We start from the raw sequence: 15,748 nt of genomic DNA, 5'->3' as shown, positions 1-15,748 counted from the left end.
GTCAGGCGTCCTGTGTTAATTCATCCATCATCTTCGAGATCTCGTCGGCGTCGTCCGTCTTCTCCTTCTCGTCCAGGCTGAATGCCTGACGCTCCAAAACTTGCAGGTTCTTCATTGCAGAGGAAAGCTGGAACAGGGTTTTGGAATTGCTGGGTAGCGCGACAGCAGCGAGCATCGAAGCCCGGCGCATCCCGTTGTTGTCCTCGTCAGTCTCGTCGATGATCGCGTCTTCGATCTCTTCGCGGCGCTGGATGGTATTGAGCAGGTCATCCATCAGCAGGTTCGCAAGGTTCGTGGCCTTGCGAATGTCTCGGCGATGGCTGCGAACCACCCGGGCCCCTTCTTCCGCGGCCTCTTCGATGATCTCGGCATCAAGTTCGCAGTTCGCGCCTTGGTCGTTGCGAACCTCTCCGCGAACCAGCTTGCTGCGAACCTCTTTGCGCACCTGGTCAGAAAGGTCTCTCGCCCATCCTTGGACCTTGGCCTTCTTTCGAATTGCCGTGTCGCTGATACCTTGGCGCTCAGCGATAGTTCTGATGGAAAGCGACCCGGCCCGGTAGGCGCGTTCGATTGCCTCCCAGTCGGGCTGCTTGGTAGTCATGGGGAATCCTTATTCGGTGAGCTTCTGTAGCCACTCTTCAATGATCCGCTTCACCACCGGCTCGGTCAGGACCGAGGAAGGCTTGTCGCCAGCGATCACCGATTGAACCAGGGCGTGCGGGATTACGTGGGCACCATCACTGGCTACCACCATCAGGTGCGGGCGCTGGTCGGCGATGTCGTGGATGGTCGCGGTCATTGCGTTACCATCTGGTGGGTCTGTGCATGTGCGTGGCCGTGGAGCAAGCTAACGATTAGGCCCTGAGGCAGCCCGGCAGCCTTGGCGGTGTCCACAGCATCGGCAATGGCCTTGTCGAGAGTGATTACCGCTGCATTGATGTCCGAGCTCATTGGCAGAACGTGCCTCAGACGGGTTACGTTGCTCACGGTGCGACCTCGTACTGGAATGCCCGATCAGCAGGCATGGCCGTCACAAACCGGCACCGGTGAGCATCGAACTCTCCCGGGGCGCAATGGTGCGCTCATACCGGGAGTTGGTCTTGCCGGTGAACCGCTCGCGATGAACGACCACACCCTCACGCAGGAACTCGACTTCAGCCGAACCCAGGAGCTTGGTTACGATTACTTTCATGTGACCTATCTCGCGCCACGATTTGACGCATTCGAAAACGTGGCGCGGATTCCTTGCTGTTGATTCGTCAGAATCTACTACCCTTGATCGACGACTTGCGGCAATCTGCGCGCCTCATCTCTAGTCGAGCCAACGTCATGCCAACTGATGCAGCATCCGCAATGTTGCTCGCACGAAAGAATTTCAGCTACTTGGCGGAAGCCAGGGACGAAGCGCATCTTGAAAAACTTAGATTGGGTGCCGACGGATACAACCTTTCGCTGATGACCGCCGGTTGGATAAACCAGGAACAGCTGGATCAATTGACCGCGGAACTCAACATCGCCTGCGACTCCCGCAGTCGCGCGCTGCGCCCAGACCAGTAGACCGGAATGCTACTTGCCCCGGCGCTCGATACCACCTGGCGCCTTGTCGCAGTGCAGACAGTGCTCACAGTTAAGTGTCCGGCACAGCCAGACCTTTACCCGCTGCCAGTATGTGATCATGAAGATGTGGCGGGCGCCGGCCAGGGCCAGGGACACATGCAGCGTAAGGCCGGCACTGGTCGGGCCGAAGAAGATGCTCTGGCTGCGCGCCATAACGACAAAGCCGCTAATGGCAATGGCCGAGTAGATCAGCTTGCCGAAGATACCGTCCCTCACCTTCCCGCTCAGTACGCACCATGCTGCCCACAGCGCGATAAGGCCGCAGGCGATAGAGTTGATCAATTCGAGATTCATGGTGGATTGCCTCCCCCGAACCGCTGGCGAATGAGTGCCCAGAGGTCAGCGGATTTGATGGCTCGATTGATGGCCGCCAGGAGCGAACCGCCGAAGGCACCCAGCAGGAAGCCGATACCGGCGACGATCTTCGGCTCGGTCACACCCAGATAGGTGCTGACCATGCTCGTCAGGTAGATCGAGCAGGCCATGCCCGTGATGAGGAAGATCATCCAGGCCCGCCAGTCGTTCAAGTCGTCCTTGTGCCACCAACTGGCGATCACAGCCCCAACAAGACCCGCAATCAGTAATTCGAACCTGTCGATCTTGTCGAGCAGGCGCTGTAGATACTCCATGCGCTCGACTCCGTGGGGCATGTTTGAAATAGGTCAGCCCCGCGGCACTCCCTGCTTAGAGCGAAGGGTGTGGCGGGGCCGAAAATGAAAAAGCCCCGGCGAATGCCGAGGCTCTTGGTCGAGTTAAAAAGCGTTGTTCCAGTGATAAGTGTAGAAAGTCGAGAGATCACCCGTACTGTGATCTGGATAGAACACACCACGTGTCGGAACAGCGGTCGGGGTGAAGCCAAATCGAGCCCACCGAGGAACCCCATCTACAACGACGACGTTGCCGTCATCTTGCACCTGCAGGTAAGCGCGATCCGCAGCCCCGTTGATCCAATCACCCTGGGTTGCCCAGGTACGACTACCTACGCGATCGACCAAAAAGGCAGAGCCTTGCATGTAGAAGCAGGTGACCAAATCTGTATTTGGACGGTTGTCTACATACGTGTAGGGAACACTGCTATCAGCCACCCAGATTGGAGCGCCGTTATCGTAGAGTCGTAGATTTCCATCCGCCTCTAGGATCAGCTTGTATTGTTTGCTTGGAGACTCGAGATACTGCCCCGCCACCAGACAGTTACGCGGAGGCAGGATAGCGCTGCCATTGTTGGCACTGTTAAAGAGGATAATACGAAAGCCACTACTAGACATGTAATTCACCTTTGAGTTGAACATTTTGTGCGGAGGATTCCGCTTTGATGTCGCTCAAAGGCGATTGCTCGAGGCTCGCGGCCTTCACATGATTCAACGTCCCGCATCGGGAACATTTGATCTGGAGCTCTGTAAACCCACCCGTACGGGCGAGAAGTCTTTTGCAGTTACCGCATCTGAATTCTTTCAACATCTGCAAATTCCTTTTGCTGAATCGCCGTTCCGTCGGCAATAAAAAACCCCGCTCTAGGAGGGGCTTCATAAAAATTTTAGTCGCTTGAAGTTTGAGGGACTGGGGCCTCGTCGATGCTGATGCAGTGCTCAATGTCCGTTATTTTCTTCAGCGCAAGCTCGGCCGTTGAATAGGCCCCGAACATTCGGCCCTGATAAAAAACAACCCACGCAAACTGAATATCCGCGTTGCCAGCCTGCCCTACAACCAACTTCTTGAACCGTTCCGCCAAGTCGTCGACATGCATCTGTGCCATGCCACGCAAAACCATGACGCTCTCCCAGTTTATAGTCGGAAGCTCTATTTTCGACCTTGCACAAACTGAGCGCAATAAAAAGCCCGACATATAAGCCGGGCTTTGAAGTGTAAACCCCTAACGCGCAAGATCGATAGGATGGATAAATACTCTCTCATTTTCTCACTCAATGCAACATTTTTTGGGTGACAGAATTTTGCTTATAGCTCCGCCGATTAAAATCTATCCAGGGCTCTCCAAATTTCTGCCAACACCCGTTCGAACGGCAAAACAGTCGTACCCGGGGCGTGCGCCACACGTGTGACCAGGTCTAACCTATTGGAGCGATAGGTAAATGGAATCGTAGGCCTGCAGGGGATCTGATACCGTTTAGCCACATGGTCGTGATACACGAGGTTAGTCATGGACGCAAATACCCACTTCCCTGAGTACGAAGCAGAACGCTTAAAACGCGTTGAGGCCCTCTGCCCGCTAGATGAACAAGACGACGAAGTCTTCGAAAAAATGATTTCAATGACTTCAGAATACTTCAATGCACCCATCGCCTTGATTTCTATCGTCGAAAAGCATCGCCAATGGTTCAGAGCGCGGATCGGGATCGACCAGCGAACTACACCTCGGGACGTTTCGTTCTGCGCGCACTCTCTACGCGACAGGAAGGCGTTAGAGGTTTTGGATGCGCAAAATGATGAGCGCTTCAAAGATAACCCCATGGTCACCGGCGCGCCCTTTATTCGCTATTACGCTAGCGCACCACTTCTCACAAGCGATGGTTTCTCTCTGGGTAGCCTATGCATAATAGATACTTCACCTCGAGACCCAATGAGCAAACGAGATGCAGCAATGCTCGTTTATTTCGCTCAACTCGTTGTCTTGCGGATTATGGGTTTACGTTCCCGTAATTTTATTGATCAGCCTACCGGACTTTTCAATCGACTTAGACTGGAAGAAGATATTCGACTAGCAAGCTCTAGTGGCATTCAGCACGATCTATTTGCAGTGGACGTAATATCTCCAAAATTTTTGAATGACGTAGTAAAAGCGCTCGGTTACAGCTTTTCTCAAAATTTAATGCTCAACGTCAAGGGTAGACTTCAATCTTTATTACCCAAGAATTCTCTCTTGTACAAAATCAGCCCAACGCGTTTTGGGTTTCTTTTAGAAGGTGGCCAGCCGGTGGAAGGTCTCTGCCATGAGATTCTTTCAAATTTTAACGAACCGGTTGATTGTCAAGGAATCCCAATACTCATGCAGACAGGTATTGGAGTATTGAAAATCGCCGATGCAAAAGAGAGGGACTGGCTACGGTTAGTGGTAGGGGCAGCTGATGACGCTAGGGTTCGAAACTTGGGCTGGGCGATGTATCAACCTGAGTTGGACGCAGCTCAGCAGCGAGCGTTTGCCTTACTGAGCTCCCTGTCTGATGCAGTTCGATCTGAAGATCAGCTGAGCTTAGTTTTCCATCCAAAAGTCACACTACCTACTCTAGCATGTGAAAATGTTGAAGCATTGATCAGGTGGAATCATCCAACACTCGGGCCTATCAGCCCCGCAGAGTTTATACCACTTGCAGAGAAAACTGCGTTGATGCATTTAATTACCTTCTGGGTACTTGAGGCCGTAGTTAACCAAGCTAAGGATTGGCTCAACAAAGGTATTGAATTACGAATCTCCATGAATGTCACTGTCAGTGATCTTGAGAATTCTAAGTTCGTAAATAAAATTACAGAGTATATAAACAACGGCGCCCTTCAGTCGAAAAATCTAGAACTTGAATTTACGGAAAGCATGCTCATGTCAGATCCGAAGACAGTTATTGAGCAGCTTGAGCGCGCCCGTGCATTAGGCATTGACGTTTCCGTGGACGACTTCGGTACTGGCTACAGCAACTGGACATATCTAAGGCAACTGCCTGTGAGTACGGTTAAATTAGACCAGTCACTAATCAGCAACCTCAACACGAACGAAAAAGATAAACGGCTAGTTAAGACACTCATCGAGCTTGCTAGGGGATTAGGCTATAGAGTCGTAGCAGAGGGCGTCGAAACCCAAAGCATTCTGGACCTAATCACGCTCTGGGGGTGTTCAGAGGCTCAGGGATACCTGATAACAAAACCGCTGAAAGCGGAACCATTAGAAACTTGGCTGGCGCAAGGTGGTTTCAGGGCGGCATGTGATAGAACTAGAACGCCAGGCACCGAATCCTTGTAGTCCATCAAAACCTGTCGGCGGGAAGCCTGTCACCACCTCCCGCCCACCTTAAAGCAGATGTCGCTCAGGACATCTGTCCAGTTCATTGCCGCAGCAAATTATGATGCCATGACGTTCTCCATTAGCCCCTCGGCGTCAAGAATCTCTTGAGCGGCCATCAGCGCCTCATTCACCTGGCCATCCAAAGAATTTCGTATGGATGAACGCCAACGATACCGAGTTGACTCTGGCTTGCCGTCATTGTCCCAATTGGCAATGTCATACCAAGCCGCAGAAAGCACCGCGGCGGAACGCTTGCCTTCGGCACCGGCCACTTGTGGAATCGCCCAGGTCAGGACTGCGCATTCACGGAAGCGCTTCGGCGCCGGCGTCTTTACCGAGTTGAGCAACTCCAAAATAGCGCCGTGCTTGCGCTCTTGATGCGTCGAGTACTTCGCCACGAGTGCGCGCCAATGCGCCGGGGTGAGCGCCTTGTGCAGCCGGCCGAACACCCAGCAGTCCTGGAGAAACGCCGCCTCCTTGCCGACGATCTCCCCTTTCTGCTTGGCGCACTGCACCTTCGGCTCGAAGTCGCAACCGCCGGCGGAGCTGATAGTCTCGGCCGCGAGGGCTCGAACTACTGCTGAAACAACGTTGCGATAGGTCATGCGGCTTCCCCTTTTTTCAGCTCTCTGGTCTTTGCCCGGTAGTCGGCCTTGATGGCCTGCAACTGCTCGATGGTGTAGCGCTGGGGCTCATGAGGCCCTTCCAGCCAATCCACTTTGTCGGCGCCGATACGGCGCACCAACTCCAGCCGGTAGTTCACGATGTCGCCCGATTTGTGGTTGTTGCACGGTGCGCACTGGCGCCACACATTCAGCGGCTCGAAGCGGAGCTCAGGATTGCCGCCAACCGTGCGGTAATGCCCTGCGTGCCACTGGCCGTTGTGGTGCCGGCCACAACTCACGCATGGAAGACCGATGTCCCGCTCGCGGATCCACGCGTTGAATGCGGCCTGAGCCTCTTTCATGTGCTGGGCACGCGACTTAATCTTCACTTTCGCCGCGCGCAGTTCCTTACGGCCGATATCGGCCAGCAACTTACGCGCTTTGGCCTGGTTCACGTCCTTGATGGCCAGGCCACACTTCGGGCTACATACGGCCTGGCCCAAGCGCTGCGGCGGGAAGCTGACGCCGCATGCCGGGTTCTTGCATTTCTTCGGTTTGGGTTGCTTGGCGATCATGCAGCCTCCTTGCTGAGTAGATCAGTGAAAACCACACCTTGGCCTGTGAAATAGGCGGCGATGCGGTCGGTGTAATTGATGCCCTGGGCGCGGTTGAAAAGGCTGGTTACCGGGAAGCCGTCAGGGCCGAACAAATGGCACTCGCCCATCATGGCCAGCTTCGTTTCGTAGGGCAGATGGCGCATGACCCGGTACCACTCGGCCTGAAAGCCGGCGTCCTCGTTCAGCAGGATCTGCACGCCGAAGTGCAGCTTGCAGTAACGCCGGGCGTCAGCCGCGTCACCGATCTGGGTCATTTCGGCGATGCGCTTGTACATCCCGAACCACAACCGATTTTGGTCAAGCGTGCGGTCCTTGCCCGGGCGCAGGGAGACCACCACGAACTTCTTGTCGCGGTACATGGCGTTCAACTTGGTGATAGCCTCAGAGAGCTTGGCCTGGCAGTTCACGCTGATCTTGTCGGTCATGGCGCCGCTCTCTTCGCTTCCAGTTCCTGAGCCTGCTTGATGAGCATCGCCCTGCGATCCGCCAACTCATTTGCCGCGTCAATCCGCATTTCGGTTTTCCGTTCGGCACTGGCCTTGCGCATTTCCAGCATCGAGGTTTTCACCAGTTCCAGCTTCTGCCGAAGCTCGGGCTCTGGCCTTGTGACGGTGCCAGTGAGCAAGCCGGCGATGGCGCGACCGTCCTCAGTGATCGGCTCGACGCTCAGGTCCGCCAGGTACTTCTGGGCGTGTTCGCGCGGGATTCTCTTCAGCTCCATTGCCTTGGTCACAGCCTGGATGCGGCGGTGGGAGTCGAAGCCCACGGACACGTGCCAGTTGACCGGTTTCGCATCCTCGCGCGCCTGCCCTACGAAACGCTGGTAGGCATCAATGAACGCCATGCGCGCACCGATCTTGTCGCCGCCATCCAAGATGGGTTTCGCGGCTGCCAGGGCCAGCTGGATCTCATCGGTCAGCACCACGGTTTCAAATTCGTCGTTGGTGGTCATGGCGATGGCCCAGGCCTCGTCCTTGCCCGGGCGCCCGTCGGAGGACTGAACGCGCTGCAGGATGTCAGCCATGGCCAGCTTGCCCTTCACCTCGAAGCGGCAGGCCTTCAGCGCGGCTTTGACGACGGGCACCGGATACGCGCAGAGGTCTTCAGCCATCATCGCGGCAGTGCCCGGGTTCATTTCCTGGCCCATGGCCTCGGCTGTGGCGCAGATGGCGGCGGCCAGCCCGGCAACCTGCTGGTCGTTCATTTCAGAGGTATTCATTGCGGTCACCTGCTTGGCGTTTGGCCAGAACCATCTGGGCGGCCTGCTCCGCTGCGGAGTGGTTAGCCTCGGTCCGTTCCATCTGGCGGGCGGTTGTGCCGTTGATGCGCTGCCCAGTCACCCACTGGGTGTGATAGCTCTCGGCGTTGGCCAGCAGCTCGTTGAGGCTGTGGCACTTGCGCAGGACGGCCGCATCGCTAGTTTTCAGGAAGTGGGCGGCAACGTGGTGGGCGACATCGGCGCCGAGGCGGTCGACCAGTTGGCCGAGCTGGCCGCCGACCTTGGCGTTCCACACTGGCCAGGCGCTGTAGCGCTTGCGGTACGCCATGGCGTAATTCGCCCAGACCTTGAAGGTTTTGCAGGTCTGGTCTTTGGGGCCAGGCATGTCGGCGGGGATCTCGACCCGTGGGGTATCGGTGCGATCAACGACCAGCACCAAGCCGCGGGAATGAGCCGGAACAACCTCGGCGGGAGCCGGGGGTGCAATTGGTTCATTGACCGGTTCCATGACTGGTTCAAGAGAGTTACTGATTCTGGGTGCAGCTGCTGCACTACCCCCTGGTGCAGGAGATTCACTAGGAGGTGAACCTGCTGCACTACCCGGGTGAATCTGCTGCACTACCCCTGGTGCAGGAGGTGCACCACCACCTTCGAGGGTCAGGAAGTAAACGTTCGACGAATTCCCTTTTGGGCCTCCCTTCCGGATCTCCTTGCGCAACAGTCCCGCCTCACACAGAGCGGTGATGTGGTTCATGACAGAGCGCTTGCTGATCTCGCACTGATCGGCGATGTGCTGGTAGGACGGCCAGCACTCACCAACGTCGCTGGCGTTGTCGGCCAACTTGATCAGCACCAGCTTGCGCAGTGGATTACCGACGCGAAGTTTCATCGCGGCGACCATAAGGCCCATGCTCATGCTGCACCTCCGGCGAACGCGCGGAAATCAATCGTCCGCACGCCCTTCCAGCTATTGCAGGACATGCAAAGGGTCTGGAGGTTGCCCAAAGAAGCCTCTCCACCTTGGCTTTCAGGTACGAAGTGATCAGCCCTCAAGCGCATCAGCACCGAACAGCCGCAGCGCAGGCAGGCGTGACCATCGCGAGCGAATATTTGCGCGCGCAGTCCAGAAGGGATGGGGTTCTTTTTCGTCCGGCGCCGAGGCGGGAGTACGGGAGGCTGGAGGGCGGTGACGTGGCGCATGCGATTCGGATTCCACTCCAGCGCCTTTACTTGGTTAATCGTGACGGTGTATTGCATGTCAGGCCTTCCTGACCTTAGCGGCCAATTCAAGGAAGCGATCCACATACCAGTGAGGCTGCGTCTCGCGGGGGCATTGAGGGCTGGTGAGGTTCTTGCCGTAGGCCATGCCCCTCTCAGTCACAGACCAGAAGTCCACCATTTCCTGTTTGGAGTTTTTGCGTTGCAGGACCTTGAGGAAGCCGTGGGCCTCCAGTGCAAGGTTGAAGGCGCGGGCAGTGCTGGCGATGGCGTGATCTTTGATCAGGGCGGTGATTGCCTTGGTTGGCATCGAAGACCCGCCAGCGGCATCTGGCGCGGCGTCCACGGCATAGCCTGGGAGGAACTTGGCATCCAGGCCGTTGTTGGTAGCGATCTTCGCCAGCATCAGCATTTTGCTGGAGTTTGCAGGCTTCAGGAGGCGGTCGAAGCATTCCAGAATTGCCAGCTCGCCGACGATCTTGGAATTGTTCGGGCCCTGAGCGGAAAAGGTGCCGGTTTTGCGAATGCTCGGCAGTACCTGGCCAACCACCCAATCTTCGAACTTCTCGGCGGCCGGCAGCTTCGACTTCATCACCAGCCGGTACAGGTCCCGCTCTGGAATGATCGTCATGAAACCACCACCCTGTTTCGGGGTAGTGGTCGCAGCCTTGCAGTGACGGGACACGGCGTTCTCTGGCTTCGAGTAGCCCAGTGCGTCAGCGACGTCGCGCGCGACAAACCACGGATCGCCGAGCTTGTCGGTGATGACCCGGATCGCGGCGCCGTCGAAGTCGAACGGGATCACTACAGAATTGCGCGCCACGTTTTCAGATTGCGAAAAACGTGGCGCGAGATTGGTAGAGCTATTGATATGTGGCGGGGTTTGCATATAATCGGCCTCACAAAGTGTTATCGAATTAGCCGACCTCGTACGTCGGCTTTTTTGTGCCTGTAATTCAGCGCCGAAGCGCCAACTTCCCGCCCTACTCCACGCTTAGCCCTTCCAAAACCCACTGGATAAAACTCCAGCGACCTCAGGTTTCTTACTTCTCAGACCGGCTGGGCCGATACTGGCTACATGGGCAGCAGGGCCTGCCTGTCAGGCGGCTTGGTCTTTCTTTGTCGCCTTGAACTTGCCCTTGGAAAGGACTTGGATCTGGTACTGCCGGGATTCGGGAATCGTTTCCCCCCACATGGTCACTGCGCTTGGACGGATGCCCAAAGCGAGTGCCAGCTTCGTCTTGCTGCCGAAGAATTCGGCGACTTCATGCGTATTCATTGCGCATCCTCGTTCGAGCCTGCCGCAATTTAAGCATGCTTAAGTTATGACATCAGCGGCGTTTTTGGCCTACTGCATGCTTAAATTCAGTTAACTTAATATTGAGTCCATGGAAAGACACGAACGCATCGCCCGCGCCATACAGGTCAGCGGTAAAAAGAAAGGGGAAATTGCATCGCTTTGCGGCGTTGCAAATTCGGCCGTCACTCAATGGATAACCGGTGAGAGCAAAAGCCTCAGGCCGGAGAACCTTTACGCCCTGGCTAAAGCAACCGGCTTCAGGGCTGAGTGGCTTGCTATTGGTGAAGGTGAAGAGCGTGAGGTTACGGAGTCGAACGTCTCTCCAGCTACCCAGCCCACCAAATCATTCCGCTACCCGGTAGTGAGCTGGGTTGCCGCCGGCGCCTGGGCGGAAGCCGTGGAGCCGTACCCGGCTGGAATTTCGGATACCTACGAGTTTTCGGAGTACGACGCCAAAGGCCCGGCGTTTTGGCTGACAGTCAAAGGTGACTCGATGACGGCGCCCGCAGGCCAGAGCATCACTGAAGGCACGCTGATCCTGGTGGACACAGAAGCAGAGGTCTCACCAGGTAAGCTGGTCGTGGCCAAACTGCCTGACAGCAACGAAGCCACATTCAAGAAACTGGTGAGCGATGGCGGCCGTATGTTCCTAAAGCCGCTGAATCCTGGGTACCCCATTGAGGCGGTCGACGAAAACTGCCGGATCGTGGGCGTCGTGGTGCAGGCGCTGCAGAAGTTTTACTGACGTCCAGGATGAGCCAATGACTGCATGGCGGGAACAGCGCTTTTGGAGCAAGTTTTGGGTCTGGGCCTGGCTGGCGTTCCTCATGGTGCTTCCTTTCATTTCCGACGCGGGTCCTAGTTGTTGGGGCTCATCAGGTCGCAAGCGAGTCTTTAGCCCTGGCTTCGTTGTGCTCTGCACCCTCGTGGCTGTGGTTGAGCTGATAGCTCTGAACCACTTCTATGGCGCGGACGGTTGAAGCGAAGGGTGTAAGGGCTGGAAGGGCCGGGCTGGGTTGAGCATTGAAGTCTGTTAACGAGCTGCTTCTGATGCCGATAGCCTTTCAGTTGACTTCTCGTCAGCCTCAGACCATATTCAACAAAATTTTGTTGAATATTGCCGAGCGATACCATAATGCTGCATTCCTTAACCTTCTCGAATTTCTATTCCTTTTTGGGTGACGTCGAAATTTCGTTCGCCATGGACGGCCGCGCAGCTGAAAATGAAAAAAGCTGCACATCAAAGGCAGTAGGTGGCAGAACCAGCAAAATTTTGGCGGTAATTGGCGCAAATGGCGCAGGCAAGACCAACGCGATCAAGCCATTTGCTTTTATCTCATGGTTCATAGGCAAGTCCGTAAACCTACGGCCGGATGCTGGAACGTATACGCGCCAGCACTTCCTAAAATCTGACGAACCATCATCTCTTCAAATGACCTTTGAGATAAACGAAAGATTATTCAAGTACAGCTTGAAGATCGACTCAAAAAAGGTGCATGAGGAGGAACTTCATGAGAAGACCAGCCGCCAGTGGAGTTGCATATTTTCGAGGATCCTTAACGACGGCGAGAAAGAATATACGTTCAATCTGAAAGGCTTTGGCTTCGACAAGCGTACCGCAAACAAAGTAAAGAAAAACTCTTCATTGATATCTTTTGCTGCGCAGCAAGACAATGAGTTTGCATTACTGCTCGTCGACTACTTCTCTAAATTCCACACCAATATAAACGCTAGTGGCAGAGCACTTTCAAATGACTACCAGGCGCTTATTGAAGGTACAGAGTTTTATGAAGAGCACGAAGACTATCGCGAATTGATGGTGTCACGTTTAAAAAAGTGGGATCTAGGCCTTTCTGACGTAAAAATTAACAAACTAAAACACGTTGATGATAAAGGCGAGGAATTTGAAATAACAATGCCCTTTGGCATTCATACTATTAATGGTCACACATTTGAGATGCCACTTCTTGCGGAGTCTAGTGGCACTCAATCCGCCTATGTACTTCTTAGCAGGCTGCTTCCAGTACTGAAGGAGGGTGGAGTCATGGTATATGATGAGCTGGAATCAGACCTACACCCCCATATGCTAGACAGCATTCTGGATTTGTTTTTTAATCCGAAGACAAATCCCCACAACGCACAAATCATATTTACTACCCATTCAGTAGAAATACTGAATGAACTGCAAAAATGCCAGATTCTTTTGGTAGAGAAAATAGATGGCGTTAGCGATGCATGGAGGCTGTGCGACATGAGCGGTGTAAGAAGTGATGATAATTTCTACGCCAAATACATGTCAGGCACTTATGGAGCGGTGCCGAATATTTAATTATGAAAAAGCCAATTCGACGTACTAACAACACAATTTTAATGGCTGTCGAAGGATATACCGAAGAAGCTTTCATTCGGCATCTAAAATCGATTTATTGCGGGCGAGATTCGTTTATCTCACTAACAATAAAAAACGCTAAAGGAAAGGGTCCAGAAGGCATTGTTGACGCAATAAAGGCTGCCAAGCGCACCGGCGACTACAACCTTGTCGGCGCTGTTTTTGACGGAGATATACAAACATCTGCGGAAGTAGATAAATGGCTCAACGCAAACAAAGTCGCACGATTCATTTCAACACCCTCAATAGAAGCTACACTTTTATCCGTTCACGCGCTCAAGCTTGGTAAAACGACGAAGGATTGTAAGGATTTACTCATTAATGCTTTAAGGGGTGATCCTACAGAAGAATCCTTCTACGTCAAACACTTTCCGGATCACATAGTTGAACGCGGAAGAATGAGCGCCTCATGCTTAAATGACTTGATAATTTTTATAAGCCGTAAAGCCTAATTAAATAACGCCCGGCCCAGCGCCGGGCTTCTTGTTTCTGGCGAGCCACTACCCTGCTATGGTGGCGCCCTTAGATCGCAATGGAAGCAATGAAGCATGGAGTTATGGAAGACACTGGCGATCGCCCTACTGGCATCGGTCAGCACGCAGGTCGTATCAGGTGATGGCGCCAACCCTATCGCTGCCGCGATATTTCTCACAATTTCCGCGCCAACCATTTTGATTGGCGCAACAACATCCCTCACGACCGAGCCACCGAAGGTATTCAAATCGGCGAAGACCGACGCCCTGACCTTCATCGGGTCGGACGGAGAGATTCGCGGCGCACAATTTGAGCAAGCATCCCGACACTATCGATTAAGCTATAGGTCGCCCCTCATGTCCGATATGCAACTCGCCAAAGCGATCGCGACGTTCTACTGAGCGCGACCTTTCACATCCCTTTCACAGTCGGGCGCTTATGATTACCACAGCTCCTAGTGAACATCCCTTTAAGCCCACCCTCCCCATCGCGGGCTTTTCTTTGTCTGATGTTCAGGCATCCTTGGCGCCCCTAACGCTCCCCTCTAGCTTGCGATCGCTTATGCGCCAACACCCGTCAGTATGCCTATGCGTCAAAATATGCATTTATGCATGAAATCTCTGTCCGCGCTCTTGCCAAGATATGCCAGCATGAATACTGTGTAGATATACAGTATTTGCAAGGAGCGAAGCATGAACCAGGCACCCTATTCCGCATCACAACCACGAAGTTCCTATGAGCTAGTTGGCCGCCGCCTGCAAGGCTTGATCGCCTCTCCTCGGGTCCAGAGGATTCAGCTGGTCGAGGTATCAAGGCGCGAGGACGAAAGCCCCGAAGCCTGGCACCAAGTCATCCAAGATATCGGCGACACCGCCGGTATCCGGATTGAGCATCTGGAAGACGGAGCCGTCAGGATCGGCTGGCGCGAGTACTGCGACGCTTAAAGGAGCCCGCCACTGAGCGGGTTTTTTATCGCCTTGGATTTCAGTACTCTGAATTATTTATTTCAGCATGCTTGACACTTTAATTTCAGCTTGCTTAAATTCACTTCAAGCCAGCAACGAACATCGCCGGCCGGCAGCGAGAGCTGCGCCGCTCTTTGACAATCCAGGACCTTCGCAGATCGATCCCCGGTAACGGGTACAGCGCGAACAATAAATTCGATCTCCATGCCAGCTCTGGAACTGGCCGTGCTTTCCACATGAATGCGCGCGAAACCACGCAAGCCGGTCGGCGAAGAACACCGTTCACGAAATGTGTGACGCCGGCCAGAGATATGAATCGGGCGATGCGCGTGGCGGAGAAACGGAAATTTTCACTTCTGAGCCTGGTTCGCCGGGCTCAGCGGGAAACCAACCAAGGGTCACCGAGATGGAAGCAACAATCATCAACGGTTCATGGAAAGGCCACCTCGGACGTGGTCTTGCGCCGCGAGAACTTCAGTTCCTGCTTTGGATTGCCCAGGGCTTCACCTCGAAAGAGATTGCTCGGGAAGCAGGCGTTGAGGCCGGCACCGTCAAGAAGCGCCTGACCAATGCGATGTTCAAGCTGGGCGTGACGAAGCGTACTGCTTTGGTGGCTGAGGCCATGAAGCGCCAGATCATCACGCCGTTGTGCTTTGTTCTGGCGGCGCTGATCGCGATGCACTCGATGATCAGTGACGACTCGCTGCGTCGTGATCGCCGGGCGCCGGAACGGCGAATGGCTCAGATGCGGATGGTACGTCGGACTGAGTGCGCTGAATTGACTGTATGAGCAGGTGCTACCGATTTTGCCGAGAACTGATTAGCTGCTGGCATCTATCAGCCATCTGAGGGAGGGACTCAGCCACATCAGACAGCACGCGGTACATCTCATGCTCGTCGGGAAACGGGTATACCTCGAGGTTGAGAGCGATCTGAATCTTGCGTAGATCTGTGCCTTCAACGAGCCAGCGCTCAGCTGTGCGAGTCATCGCTGATCCGTTGTCATCCGTCTGCCAAGCAAGAAAGTCAAATAGCCTAGCGACCTGCAGAAACGATATCGAGTCAGGGATATCGGCAAAAAGCCGATCAGCCAAATTCTCCTCCCCAAACTCAACCACTACTGCACGGACAGCGCTGAACGCTTCAGTGTATTCGGGCTCGCTGCTCTCTGCTGCGATCACGTTTAACGCCCTTTGAACAACCTGATGCATAGCAATTCCTTGCTCCGATAACGAGTGTCGATGCTACCAGCCTTCAGTACGACTCGCTAAACGGCCAGCGCCGCGGCAGCCGTGAAAGACCGGCACCCCTCCCCACCTCTATTACGTCAGCACTCCT

Annotated in this window: 27 protein-coding genes; 9 read left to right on the top strand and 18 right to left on the bottom strand. The window is 54.5% G+C overall.

Annotated features, from left to right (window positions below; all coding sequences use genetic code 11):
* Position 1: 1 nt before the first annotated feature.
* Genes ABWL43_RS10215 through ABWL43_RS10200 form a run of 4 tightly spaced genes read right to left on the bottom strand, consistent with a single transcriptional unit; the run spans position 2 to position 1,192 of the window.
* Positions 2 to 601, bottom strand: a complete 600-nt coding sequence (locus ABWL43_RS10215) for a hypothetical protein (protein ID WP_404487583.1) — start codon at positions 599 to 601, stop codon at positions 2 to 4.
* A gap of 9 nt (positions 602 to 610) precedes the next feature.
* Positions 611 to 799, bottom strand: a complete 189-nt coding sequence (locus ABWL43_RS10210; RefSeq protein ID WP_404487582.1) for a hypothetical protein — start codon at positions 797 to 799, stop codon at positions 611 to 613.
* Entirely contained in the window at positions 796 to 987 is a 192-nt protein-coding gene (locus ABWL43_RS10205) for a hypothetical protein (protein ID WP_404487581.1), read from the bottom strand. Before ABWL43_RS10205 ends, ABWL43_RS10210 begins: the two co-directional genes overlap by 4 nt.
* Before the next feature lie 43 nt (positions 988 to 1,030).
* On the bottom strand, positions 1,031 to 1,192 hold the full coding sequence (locus ABWL43_RS10200) for a hypothetical protein (RefSeq protein ID WP_404487580.1): 162 nt from the start codon (positions 1,190 to 1,192) through the stop codon (positions 1,031 to 1,033).
* A gap of 53 nt (positions 1,193 to 1,245) precedes the next feature.
* Here ABWL43_RS10200 and ABWL43_RS10195 point away from each other — a divergent pair, with 53 nt between their 5' ends.
* Complete coding sequence (locus ABWL43_RS10195; RefSeq protein ID WP_404487579.1) at positions 1,246 to 1,557, top strand: hypothetical protein; 312 nt, start codon at positions 1,246 to 1,248, stop codon at positions 1,555 to 1,557.
* A 9-nt stretch (positions 1,558 to 1,566) separates the two neighbouring features.
* Here ABWL43_RS10195 and ABWL43_RS10190 read toward each other — a convergent pair whose 3' ends face one another.
* From ABWL43_RS10190 to ABWL43_RS10170, 5 genes are all read right to left on the bottom strand, one after another.
* Entirely contained in the window at positions 1,567 to 1,911 is a 345-nt protein-coding gene (locus ABWL43_RS10190) for a hypothetical protein (RefSeq protein ID WP_404487577.1), read from the bottom strand.
* Entirely contained in the window at positions 1,908 to 2,246 is a 339-nt protein-coding gene (locus tag ABWL43_RS10185; RefSeq protein ID WP_003218335.1) for a hypothetical protein, read from the bottom strand. The genes ABWL43_RS10190 and ABWL43_RS10185 overlap by 4 nt, the downstream gene beginning before the upstream one ends.
* A gap of 123 nt (positions 2,247 to 2,369) precedes the next feature.
* On the bottom strand, positions 2,370 to 2,882 hold the full coding sequence (locus ABWL43_RS10180; RefSeq protein ID WP_404487576.1) for a hypothetical protein: 513 nt from the start codon (positions 2,880 to 2,882) through the stop codon (positions 2,370 to 2,372).
* A complete protein-coding gene (locus ABWL43_RS10175) occupies positions 2,875 to 3,081 on the bottom strand; it encodes a Com family DNA-binding transcriptional regulator (RefSeq protein ID WP_404488385.1) in 207 nt (68 codons plus the stop codon). The genes ABWL43_RS10180 and ABWL43_RS10175 overlap by 8 nt, the downstream gene beginning before the upstream one ends.
* 70 nt (positions 3,082 to 3,151) lie before the next feature.
* Positions 3,152 to 3,385, bottom strand: coding sequence for a hypothetical protein (locus ABWL43_RS10170; RefSeq protein ID WP_044288146.1), 234 nt, complete (start codon positions 3,383 to 3,385; stop codon positions 3,152 to 3,154).
* A gap of 387 nt (positions 3,386 to 3,772) precedes the next feature.
* On the opposite strand from ABWL43_RS10170, the gene ABWL43_RS10165 reads away from it, so the two are divergent.
* Complete coding sequence (locus ABWL43_RS10165; RefSeq protein ID WP_404487574.1) at positions 3,773 to 5,581, top strand: EAL domain-containing protein; 1,809 nt, start codon at positions 3,773 to 3,775, stop codon at positions 5,579 to 5,581.
* A gap of 98 nt (positions 5,582 to 5,679) precedes the next feature.
* Here the strand turns inward: ABWL43_RS10165 and ABWL43_RS10160 are convergent, their stop codons facing one another.
* The 8 genes from ABWL43_RS10160 to ABWL43_RS10125 all read right to left on the bottom strand — a co-directional run bounded on the left by ABWL43_RS10160 (position 5,680) and on the right by ABWL43_RS10125 (position 10,561).
* Entirely contained in the window at positions 5,680 to 6,228 is a 549-nt protein-coding gene (locus ABWL43_RS10160; protein ID WP_404487573.1) for a hypothetical protein, read from the bottom strand.
* Positions 6,225 to 6,803, bottom strand: coding sequence for a recombination protein NinG (locus ABWL43_RS10155; protein WP_404487572.1), 579 nt, complete (start codon positions 6,801 to 6,803; stop codon positions 6,225 to 6,227). Before ABWL43_RS10155 ends, ABWL43_RS10160 begins: the two co-directional genes overlap by 4 nt.
* Positions 6,800 to 7,270: a hypothetical protein gene (locus tag ABWL43_RS10150; RefSeq protein WP_404487571.1), complete on the bottom strand. Its 471-nt coding sequence runs from the start codon at positions 7,268 to 7,270 to the stop codon at positions 6,800 to 6,802. The genes ABWL43_RS10155 and ABWL43_RS10150 overlap by 4 nt, the downstream gene beginning before the upstream one ends.
* On the bottom strand, positions 7,267 to 8,064 hold the full coding sequence (locus ABWL43_RS10145) for a hypothetical protein (protein WP_404487570.1): 798 nt from the start codon (positions 8,062 to 8,064) through the stop codon (positions 7,267 to 7,269). Before ABWL43_RS10145 ends, ABWL43_RS10150 begins: the two co-directional genes overlap by 4 nt.
* Positions 8,051 to 8,980: a helix-turn-helix domain-containing protein gene (locus tag ABWL43_RS10140; RefSeq protein ID WP_404487569.1), complete on the bottom strand. Its 930-nt coding sequence runs from the start codon at positions 8,978 to 8,980 to the stop codon at positions 8,051 to 8,053. The genes ABWL43_RS10145 and ABWL43_RS10140 overlap by 14 nt, the downstream gene beginning before the upstream one ends.
* On the bottom strand, positions 8,977 to 9,321 hold the full coding sequence (locus tag ABWL43_RS10135; RefSeq protein WP_404487568.1) for an HNH endonuclease: 345 nt from the start codon (positions 9,319 to 9,321) through the stop codon (positions 8,977 to 8,979). The genes ABWL43_RS10140 and ABWL43_RS10135 overlap by 4 nt, the downstream gene beginning before the upstream one ends.
* A 1-nt stretch (position 9,322) precedes the next feature.
* A complete protein-coding gene (locus ABWL43_RS10130; protein ID WP_404487567.1) occupies positions 9,323 to 10,171 on the bottom strand; it encodes a Bro-N domain-containing protein in 849 nt (282 codons plus the stop codon).
* 210 nt (positions 10,172 to 10,381) lie between these two features.
* A complete protein-coding gene (locus ABWL43_RS10125) occupies positions 10,382 to 10,561 on the bottom strand; it encodes a Cro/CI family transcriptional regulator (protein WP_017255748.1) in 180 nt (59 codons plus the stop codon).
* Positions 10,562 to 10,670: 109 nt separating this feature from the next.
* Here ABWL43_RS10125 and ABWL43_RS10120 point away from each other — a divergent pair, with 109 nt between their 5' ends.
* The 7 genes from ABWL43_RS10120 to ABWL43_RS10090 all read left to right on the top strand — a co-directional run bounded on the left by ABWL43_RS10120 (position 10,671) and on the right by ABWL43_RS10090 (position 15,200).
* A complete protein-coding gene (locus ABWL43_RS10120) occupies positions 10,671 to 11,327 on the top strand; it encodes a LexA family protein (RefSeq protein ID WP_404487566.1) in 657 nt (218 codons plus the stop codon).
* A gap of 16 nt (positions 11,328 to 11,343) precedes the next feature.
* On the top strand, positions 11,344 to 11,562 hold the full coding sequence (locus ABWL43_RS10115) for a hypothetical protein (RefSeq protein WP_404487565.1): 219 nt from the start codon (positions 11,344 to 11,346) through the stop codon (positions 11,560 to 11,562).
* Between the two features lie 155 nt (positions 11,563 to 11,717).
* Positions 11,718 to 12,911: an ATP/GTP-binding protein gene (locus ABWL43_RS10110; protein ID WP_404487564.1), complete on the top strand. Its 1,194-nt coding sequence runs from the start codon at positions 11,718 to 11,720 to the stop codon at positions 12,909 to 12,911.
* Between the two features lie 2 nt (positions 12,912 to 12,913).
* Complete coding sequence (locus ABWL43_RS10105) at positions 12,914 to 13,423, top strand: hypothetical protein (RefSeq protein ID WP_404487563.1); 510 nt, start codon at positions 12,914 to 12,916, stop codon at positions 13,421 to 13,423.
* Between the two features lie 96 nt (positions 13,424 to 13,519).
* Positions 13,520 to 13,846: a DUF2388 domain-containing protein gene (locus tag ABWL43_RS10100; protein ID WP_404487562.1), complete on the top strand. Its 327-nt coding sequence runs from the start codon at positions 13,520 to 13,522 to the stop codon at positions 13,844 to 13,846.
* A gap of 291 nt (positions 13,847 to 14,137) precedes the next feature.
* Complete coding sequence (locus ABWL43_RS10095) at positions 14,138 to 14,389, top strand: DUF1654 domain-containing protein (RefSeq protein WP_404487561.1); 252 nt, start codon at positions 14,138 to 14,140, stop codon at positions 14,387 to 14,389.
* A gap of 427 nt (positions 14,390 to 14,816) precedes the next feature.
* Complete coding sequence (locus tag ABWL43_RS10090) at positions 14,817 to 15,200, top strand: response regulator transcription factor (RefSeq protein WP_404487560.1); 384 nt, start codon at positions 14,817 to 14,819, stop codon at positions 15,198 to 15,200.
* A gap of 7 nt (positions 15,201 to 15,207) precedes the next feature.
* On the opposite strand, the gene ABWL43_RS10085 is transcribed toward ABWL43_RS10090, so the two are convergent.
* On the bottom strand, positions 15,208 to 15,621 hold the full coding sequence (locus ABWL43_RS10085) for a hypothetical protein (RefSeq protein WP_404487559.1): 414 nt from the start codon (positions 15,619 to 15,621) through the stop codon (positions 15,208 to 15,210).
* Positions 15,622 to 15,748: the final 127 nt, after the last annotated feature.

Origin of the sequence: Pseudomonas sp. HT11, assembly GCF_044875395.1 — a bacterium.
Lineage (GTDB): Bacteria > Pseudomonadota > Gammaproteobacteria > Pseudomonadales > Pseudomonadaceae > Aquipseudomonas.
The sequence above is the reverse complement of the archived record's forward strand: the minus strand, read 5'-3'. Positions and strand labels throughout refer to the sequence as shown.

What these genes read in the sequence shown, in the direction of transcription:
- ABWL43_RS10215 (WP_404487583.1), bottom strand. Translation starts at nt 601, where the DNA reads ATGACTACCAAGCAGCCCGACTGGGAGGCAATCGAACGCGCCTACCGG.
- ABWL43_RS10210 (WP_404487582.1), bottom strand. Translation starts at nt 799, where the DNA reads ATGACCGCGACCATCCACGACATCGCCGACCAGCGCCCGCACCTGATG.
- ABWL43_RS10200 (WP_404487580.1), bottom strand. Translation starts at nt 1,192, where the DNA reads ATGAAAGTAATCGTAACCAAGCTCCTGGGTTCGGCTGAAGTCGAGTTC.
- ABWL43_RS10190 (WP_404487577.1), bottom strand. Translation starts at nt 1,911, where the DNA reads ATGAATCTCGAATTGATCAACTCTATCGCCTGCGGCCTTATCGCGCTG.
- ABWL43_RS10185 (WP_003218335.1), bottom strand. Translation starts at nt 2,246, where the DNA reads ATGGAGTATCTACAGCGCCTGCTCGACAAGATCGACAGGTTCGAATTA.
- ABWL43_RS10180 (WP_404487576.1), bottom strand. Translation starts at nt 2,882, where the DNA reads ATGTCTAGTAGTGGCTTTCGTATTATCCTCTTTAACAGTGCCAACAAT.
- ABWL43_RS10170 (WP_044288146.1), bottom strand. Translation starts at nt 3,385, where the DNA reads ATGGTTTTGCGTGGCATGGCACAGATGCATGTCGACGACTTGGCGGAA.
- ABWL43_RS10165 (WP_404487574.1), top strand. Translation starts at nt 3,773, where the DNA reads ATGGACGCAAATACCCACTTCCCTGAGTACGAAGCAGAACGCTTAAAA.
- ABWL43_RS10160 (WP_404487573.1), bottom strand. Translation starts at nt 6,228, where the DNA reads ATGACCTATCGCAACGTTGTTTCAGCAGTAGTTCGAGCCCTCGCGGCC.
- ABWL43_RS10155 (WP_404487572.1), bottom strand. Translation starts at nt 6,803, where the DNA reads ATGATCGCCAAGCAACCCAAACCGAAGAAATGCAAGAACCCGGCATGC.
- ABWL43_RS10150 (WP_404487571.1), bottom strand. Translation starts at nt 7,270, where the DNA reads ATGACCGACAAGATCAGCGTGAACTGCCAGGCCAAGCTCTCTGAGGCT.
- ABWL43_RS10145 (WP_404487570.1), bottom strand. Translation starts at nt 8,064, where the DNA reads ATGAATACCTCTGAAATGAACGACCAGCAGGTTGCCGGGCTGGCCGCC.
- ABWL43_RS10140 (WP_404487569.1), bottom strand. Translation starts at nt 8,980, where the DNA reads ATGAGCATGGGCCTTATGGTCGCCGCGATGAAACTTCGCGTCGGTAAT.
- ABWL43_RS10135 (WP_404487568.1), bottom strand. Translation starts at nt 9,321, where the DNA reads ATGCAATACACCGTCACGATTAACCAAGTAAAGGCGCTGGAGTGGAAT.
- ABWL43_RS10130 (WP_404487567.1), bottom strand. Translation starts at nt 10,171, where the DNA reads ATGCAAACCCCGCCACATATCAATAGCTCTACCAATCTCGCGCCACGT.
- ABWL43_RS10125 (WP_017255748.1), bottom strand. Translation starts at nt 10,561, where the DNA reads ATGAATACGCATGAAGTCGCCGAATTCTTCGGCAGCAAGACGAAGCTG.
- ABWL43_RS10120 (WP_404487566.1), top strand. Translation starts at nt 10,671, where the DNA reads ATGGAAAGACACGAACGCATCGCCCGCGCCATACAGGTCAGCGGTAAA.
- ABWL43_RS10115 (WP_404487565.1), top strand. Translation starts at nt 11,344, where the DNA reads ATGACTGCATGGCGGGAACAGCGCTTTTGGAGCAAGTTTTGGGTCTGG.
- ABWL43_RS10110 (WP_404487564.1), top strand. Translation starts at nt 11,718, where the DNA reads ATGCTGCATTCCTTAACCTTCTCGAATTTCTATTCCTTTTTGGGTGAC.
- ABWL43_RS10105 (WP_404487563.1), top strand. Translation starts at nt 12,914, where the DNA reads ATGAAAAAGCCAATTCGACGTACTAACAACACAATTTTAATGGCTGTC.
- ABWL43_RS10100 (WP_404487562.1), top strand. Translation starts at nt 13,520, where the DNA reads ATGGAGTTATGGAAGACACTGGCGATCGCCCTACTGGCATCGGTCAGC.
- ABWL43_RS10095 (WP_404487561.1), top strand. Translation starts at nt 14,138, where the DNA reads ATGAACCAGGCACCCTATTCCGCATCACAACCACGAAGTTCCTATGAG.
- ABWL43_RS10090 (WP_404487560.1), top strand. Translation starts at nt 14,817, where the DNA reads ATGGAAGCAACAATCATCAACGGTTCATGGAAAGGCCACCTCGGACGT.
- ABWL43_RS10085 (WP_404487559.1), bottom strand. Translation starts at nt 15,621, where the DNA reads ATGCATCAGGTTGTTCAAAGGGCGTTAAACGTGATCGCAGCAGAGAGC.